The 6,271-nt window shown below is 37.4% G+C and carries 4 protein-coding genes and 8 tRNA genes; 11 read left to right on the top strand and 1 reads right to left on the bottom strand.

Translation table 11 applies throughout. The annotated features are described in order from the left end of the window. Positions 1-21: 21 nt before the first annotated feature. The 8 genes from G4D61_RS13950 to G4D61_RS13915 all read left to right on the top strand — a co-directional run bounded on the left by G4D61_RS13950 (position 22) and on the right by G4D61_RS13915 (position 709). Positions 22-97: transfer RNA gene (locus G4D61_RS13950), tRNA-Asp, on the top strand. 7 nt (positions 98-104) lie between these two features. Beyond that, positions 105-180, top strand: a tRNA-Phe gene (locus tag G4D61_RS13945). A gap of 39 nt (positions 181-219) precedes the next feature. Continuing rightward, positions 220-295: transfer RNA gene (locus G4D61_RS13940), tRNA-His, on the top strand. Positions 296-299: 4 nt separating this feature from the next. Further along, positions 300-373, top strand: a tRNA-Gly gene (locus tag G4D61_RS13935). A 5-nt stretch (positions 374-378) separates the two neighbouring features. Continuing rightward, positions 379-452, top strand: a tRNA-Ile gene (locus G4D61_RS13930). Positions 453-458: 6 nt separating this feature from the next. After that, a tRNA-Asn gene (locus G4D61_RS13925) sits at positions 459-533 on the top strand. A 5-nt stretch (positions 534-538) separates the two neighbouring features. After that, positions 539-629, top strand: a tRNA-Ser gene (locus G4D61_RS13920). 8 nt (positions 630-637) lie between these two features. Beyond that, positions 638-709 (top strand) — tRNA-Glu (locus G4D61_RS13915). A gap of 429 nt (positions 710-1,138) precedes the next feature. On the opposite strand, the gene G4D61_RS13910 is transcribed toward G4D61_RS13915, so the two are convergent. Beyond that, on the bottom strand, positions 1,139-2,062 hold the full coding sequence (locus G4D61_RS13910; protein ID WP_163174183.1) for a 1,4-dihydroxy-2-naphthoate polyprenyltransferase: 924 nt from the start codon (positions 2,060-2,062) through the stop codon (positions 1,139-1,141). 249 nt (positions 2,063-2,311) lie between these two features. Here G4D61_RS13910 and G4D61_RS13905 point away from each other — a divergent pair, with 249 nt between their 5' ends. Genes G4D61_RS13905 through menH form a run of 3 tightly spaced genes read left to right on the top strand, consistent with a single transcriptional unit; the run spans position 2,312 to position 6,266 of the window. After that, a complete protein-coding gene (locus G4D61_RS13905; protein WP_163174182.1) occupies positions 2,312-3,706 on the top strand; it encodes an isochorismate synthase in 1,395 nt (464 codons plus the stop codon). Beyond that, positions 3,706-5,457: a 2-succinyl-5-enolpyruvyl-6-hydroxy-3-cyclohexene-1-carboxylic-acid synthase gene (gene menD, locus G4D61_RS13900; protein ID WP_035353903.1), complete on the top strand. Its 1,752-nt coding sequence runs from the start codon at positions 3,706-3,708 to the stop codon at positions 5,455-5,457. Before G4D61_RS13905 ends, menD begins: the two co-directional genes overlap by 1 nt. Continuing rightward, positions 5,457-6,266: a 2-succinyl-6-hydroxy-2,4-cyclohexadiene-1-carboxylate synthase gene (gene menH / locus G4D61_RS13895; RefSeq protein ID WP_163174180.1), complete on the top strand. Its 810-nt coding sequence runs from the start codon at positions 5,457-5,459 to the stop codon at positions 6,264-6,266. Before menD ends, menH begins: the two co-directional genes overlap by 1 nt. Positions 6,267-6,271 lie beyond the last annotated feature (5 nt).

The raw sequence follows: 6,271 nt of genomic DNA, 5'->3' as shown, positions 1-6,271 counted from the left end.
CAAATCCTACCCCCGCAATCTGGTCCCGTAGTGTAGCGGTTATCACGCCTGCCTGTCACGCAGGAGATCGCGGGTTCGATTCCCGTCGGGACCGCCACCATAATGGCTCGGTAGCTCAGTCGGTAGAGCAAAGGACTGAAAATCCTTGTGTCGGCGGTTCGATTCCGTCCCGAGCCACCATTAAAAAATATAATAATTTCGTTAATGAATTGCAATATGGCGGTTGTGGCGAAGTGGTTAACGCATCGGATTGTGGCTCCGACACTCGTGGGTTCGATTCCCATCATCCGCCCCATTTTGCGGGTGTAGTTTAGTGGTAAAACTACAGCCTTCCAAGCTGTTGTCGTGGGTTCGATTCCCATCACCCGCTCCATTTTAGGGCCTATAGCTCAGCTGGTTAGAGCGCACGCCTGATAAGCGTGAGGTCGATGGTTCAAGTCCATTTAGGCCCATTTTATTCCGCAGTAGCTCAGTGGTAGAGCTATCGGCTGTTAACCGATCGGTCGTAGGTTCGAATCCTACCTGCGGAGCCAATAATGGAGAAGTACTCAAGTGGCTGAAGAGGCGCCCCTGCTAAGGGTGTAGGTCGCGTAAGCGGCGCGAGGGTTCAAATCCCTCCTTCTCCGCCATTTTTTATGGCCCGTTGGTCAAGCGGTTAAGACACCGCCCTTTCACGGCGGTAACACGGGTTCGAATCCCGTACGGGTCATACTAGTAAGGAGTGTACAGAAAACTGTGCACTCCTTTTTATGTTATCTATCAATCTCTTAAGTAGAATAGAAGTGTTTTAATATTGTTTGTTGCCTGTTTTATTCTAACAGCTGTACTATTTAACTTTATATGAATTTGTTAGATGAGATCTTATTACTATGCCCATGTAGATAAAGTTATCCATATGTTAGTAAAATCATCATACGAGCAACATTAAAAGCTTAGTGGATAAAGCGAAGTTATTTGTATATTTAAACTGATCATATCAAAATGATTGGGATTACGAATGAACTCGCATCTATTTTAGAAAACAGAATGGATATAAAATTAAGAAGAAAAGCGGTCAATATTTAAGAGTATTTAATGTTTTACAGTTCAATGGAAAAAGAAAAATCCTCCCAATGATTGAGAGGATATAGTTTAACTGTTAAATAAAGTAATCAATTAAAAAACCAATTGATAATAGAAGTCCAAATATAGTATTTGTTTGTGCTGTAGCCTTCATTGCAGAAACCATTTGAATAGACTCTGTTTTACCGATAAACCCTTTAACTGCATGAATCGGTTTTGGAATACTAATCAAGGTTAATAAAAGCCATGGTGTAACAGTACTTGCAACGATTAACGCGATAATCCAAAGATAGGAAATAGCAAACATAGAAGCTAGTAATATAATGGCTCCTTTTCTGCCAATTAAAATGGCAAGAGTTTTTCTACCATTTTCTTTATCACCTTTAAGATCTCGAATATTATTGGCTAGATTAATGGCACCAATTAAAATCATAACAGGAATAGAAACAAGGATAATTGGTAGTGTAATATCTTTTGTTTGAATAAAAAAGGAAATTAAAATGATGATAACGCCCATAAAGAAACCAGCTAATAATTCCCCAAAAGGTGTATACGCAATCGGAATTGGCCCAGCATTATAAAGATAGGCCGTAAGCATACAGACAGTACCGATAACAGCGATCCACCACGAACTGTTTATACATATATACACGCCTAATAAAATAGAAATAGCAAAAAAAATAAGCGCAAGGTTTAATACTGTTTTTGGTTTAACCCCATTTCTAACAATTGCTCCGCCAATTCCAACTGAATGTTCATTATCTAAACCACGTTTGAAATCGTAATATTCGTTAAACATATTTGTCGCTGCTTGTATTAATAACGAAGCTATTAACATTGCTAGAAAAAGAACGATACTCACATTTGTATTGTTTAAGGCCATTACAGTGCCGAGTATTACAGGTACAAACCCTGCCGTTAAAGTATGTGGTCTTGTTAATTTCCACCACACTTTCCAGCCTTTATCTGCACTAATTGCTGGAGAAGGTTGCAAACTCATAAACATTCTCTCCTTTGATATCAATCTACTAAATATATGACATATTTAGTACATTTAAAGTGTAGGTAATTAATGTGCAAGTGTCAATCAAATTATAATAAGAAAGTAAAGGAAAAAAAGGTATAATAATATGTTCGAGGTGTTTTACTGAATTTATTTGACCATTTAATATATAATATAAAAGGATTCGTTCGTAATATAAAGGAAACTAATAACTAATTAGCACCGTCTTTTTTGGGGGAGATGTTTTTGACTGATTTATATCAAATAAAAAATAGATCAAAATATGAGGTTCTGCTTAAACAATTACCTCAGCATATTTTATTCAGTGTAACAGAAAAAATTCAGAGAACCATTAATCCAGCCATGTTATTTGCAGCAGGATATAAAGATTTTTACGGAAAAAGATTTTATTGGAAAGACCCACAAGATGATTTGATAATTGTTAGCTTTGGGCATGTCCAAACGCTGCAAGCAACGCAGGATGATCAAGATCGTTTTTCATATATAGAAAATGAATGGAATCAAATCATTAATACGGCTATGATCAAAAATGATTATTTGGTTTCAGGGACTGGTCCTCTTATTTTAGGGGGATTTTCTTTTGATCAAAGCACTGTAAAACAAGAATGGGAATCGTTCGCAAACGCGACGTTTCATATTCCGCAAATTATGTTTACTTTTACGCAAGGTGAATTATACTTAACGATAAATTTAATGACGGGTGTTAATGATATTGATACTTTATTATCTGTTGAAGAACACATTCAGAAATTGCTGCAATCAATTGATGCACCGCAGCTTTCTTTACCCAATATCGTCCAAAACAACGAAATTGGGGCAGATCATTGGAAACAGGCTGTTCAGAAAACAATTGACCGCATTCGTAATGGTGAGATAGATAAAGTAGTACTTGCAAGAAAAATGAAGATTGAATTCGATCAACCTATTTTATCTGAACAAGTACTCTATAATTTATTAAAACAACAATATGAAAGTTATATATTTGCATTGGAGGTGGGGAATCAAAGCTTTATTGGTGCATCACCAGAGCGATTAATTCAAAAGGAAAACGAACAAATCTTATCTACATGCTTGGCAGGATCCATAAAAAGAAGCCAAAACTTAGTCGAAGATGAAAAACTGGGACATACTTTACTGCAAGATGAAAAAAATCAAAAAGAACATCATTTCGTTGTTTCAATGATAAAACAGGTGTTACAGCCTTTTTGTAAAGAACTTTCTATTCCAGATTCCCCTACATTGATGAAAATGAGGGATATTCAACATTTGTATACACCTGTTAGAGGAGAAGTTAAGGACAAGCACGAAACGATTTTTAAACTTGTAAAAGCTTTGCACCCAACACCAGCTCTCGGCGGGATTCCGCGCAGAGAAGCAATGGCTACTATTTGTGATGTAGAGAATATGGATAGAGGTTTTTATGGTGCACCGCTTGGTTGGGTAGATTATAAAGGTAATGGTGAATTCTGTGTTGGCATTCGATCAGGTTTACTAAAAGAAAATGAGGCTTATATTTATGCCGGTTGTGGAGTTGTCGGTGACTCAAATTCGGATGAAGAGTTTAAGGAGACGAGCGTGAAGTTTAAACCGATGCTCCGCGCACTAGGAGGAAATGAGTAATGGGACATCAAGAAGTAATGACTACTTATTTAGCAAATTTTATACAACAATTAGTGCATGGAGGAATTAAACATGTTGTAATTAGCCCGGGATCAAGATCAACACCGATTGCAATGTTAATGGTCGAGCATCCAGAACTAAACGTTTATATTGATATAGATGAACGCTCTGCGGCTTTCTTCGCATTGGGGATGGCAAAAGAAACGAGAGAACCTGTTGTCTTGTTGTGCACATCTGGAACAGCAGCTGCCAATTATTATCCCGCTGTCGTAGAAGCAAACATCTCCAGGGTCCCTTTAATTGTATTGACTGCTGATCGTCCGCATGAGTTACGTGATGTTGGAGCGCCACAAGCCATTAACCAAATTCATTTGTATGGTGAACATGTGAAGTGGTTTATGGAGATGCCTTTACCAGAAGATGAAGAAGAAGTGTTGAATTTTGTTCGTCAGTGTGGAGCTCGGGCAGTTGCTACTTCTGCACAAGTCCCCGCCGGACCTGTACATTTAAATTTTCCATTACGTGAACCACTAGTCCCGCTTTTAGAACCATCACCATTTGAAGGCCTAGAAGACCAGCATTTGTTTATTGATGTTATTCGTGGAAAATTAAATATATCAGACAGTCAAGTAGAACAGGTTGTGACACAAGTTGAACAAAAGGAAAAAGGCTTAATCATTTGCGGCCCGATTGATTATCCAGAGCTTAACCAGCATATCGTAGCTTTAAGTGAAAAAACGGGTTATCCAATTATTGCAGACCCACTTTCACAGTTAAGAAGTTGTGGAATATTTAACCCATCTATCATTGATAACTATGATTCTATTTTAAAAGACCAGTCTTTTAATCAATATTTTGTTCCGGAAGTGATCATCCGTTTTGGTGCAATGCCTGTTTCAAAACCATTGACCTTATTATTAAAAAATGCTAAAAACATCATTCATTACATCATCGATGGTGAGAATGGCTGGCGGGACCCAATTAAAAAAGGGACTACGATGGTTCATAGTGATGAAATTGCTTTTTGTCAAAAAATGGATAATCAGTTAAAGGATAGACGTCAAACAAAATGGACAACAATGTGGCAACAATTAAATGAGCAAACAAGAAGTATTGTTGTTAATGCAATGGAAATGGAAAACGCCCTTGATGAGGGTAAGGTCGTGACAGAACTTGTTAAATTTTTACCTGAACATAGCACGATTTTTGTTGGAAACAGTATGCCCATCCGTGATGTTGATACATTTTTCCATGTGAATGGAAGAAACATTCGCATTCTTGCTAACCGTGGTGCGAATGGCATTGATGGTGTTGTATCAAGTGCAATTGGTGCAAGTGTAAATGCTGAAAATGTGTATTTACTCATTGGTGATTTATCATTTTTCCATGATTTTAATGGCCTACTGGCTGCAAAAATGTATCAGTTAAACATTCGTGTTATTTTAATTAATAATAATGGAGGCGGAATTTTTTCATTTTTACCGCAAGCTAAGGAAGCAAAAAACTTCGAGTTGTTATTTGGGACACCAACGAATTTATCATTTGAACATGGAATTGCGATGTATGATGGTCACTATACGAAAGTTCACAATTGGGAGCAGTTTCGCCAAGCTATCGCGGATTCTACTTCCAGCCAAGGAATTCAAGTTATTGAAGTACCAACGAATCGCCAAAAAAATGTAGAATCACACAGGAAAATGTGGAAAAAAGTTTCCCAGGAAATGAATGAATATTTTCGTGGTGAGAAATGATGAACATTAATGGTGTTTATTATCATGTTGAAGTAATAGGTAAAGGAACTCCAGTATTATGCTTGCATGGATTCACCGGAGATGGTAATGCTTGGAAAAAAGTAGCCGATTTATTACAATCACAATACCAAGTCATTTTAGTAGATATTCTTGGCCATGGACAATCGGCCAAACCAACTGATCCAAATCGCTATGATATTGAAAAAGTTGCTCAAGATCTTCATGAAATAGTAAGAAACCTTGGAATAGACCGTGTGAATATAATCGGCTATTCAATGGGGGGACGGTTAGCTATTACTTTTGCTGTACTGTACCCTGAAAAGGTTAAAAGTTTATTGTTGGAAAGCACTTCACCGGGGTTGAAAACTGAAAAAGAGCGTGAAGAACGTCGGGAAAAAGATGGGCAGTTGGCAAATATGATAGAGGAAAAAGGGATTGAAGCATTTGTTTCGTATTGGACAAATATTCCATTGTTTGCATCACAAAAATCGCTTCCTATTCAAAAGCAGGAAGTAATTAGAAAACAAAGACTTGAAAATGATCCAATTGGCTTGGCAAATAGTTTAAGAGGGATGGGAACAGGTGCTCAGCATTCTTGGTGGGACCATCTCAGTCGTTTGTCAATGCCGGTCCTATTAGTAACAGGCTCTTTAGATCAGAAGTTTTGTAAGATTGCTGAAGAGATGAAGCAATCTTTAGCAAATGCTGAACATATGACAGTCTTAAATGTTGGACATGCAATTCATGTGGAAGTTCCCGAAAAGTTTGGTACAATAGTAAAGGGATTTTTAAACAAACGTTACTTTTAAAAAAG

Origin of the sequence: Heyndrickxia ginsengihumi, from assembly GCF_011008565.1 — a bacterium.
Classification (GTDB): domain Bacteria; phylum Bacillota; class Bacilli; order Bacillales; family Bacillaceae_C; genus Weizmannia; species Weizmannia ginsengihumi.
The sequence above is the reverse complement of the archived record's forward strand: the minus strand, read 5'-3'. Positions and strand labels throughout refer to the sequence as shown.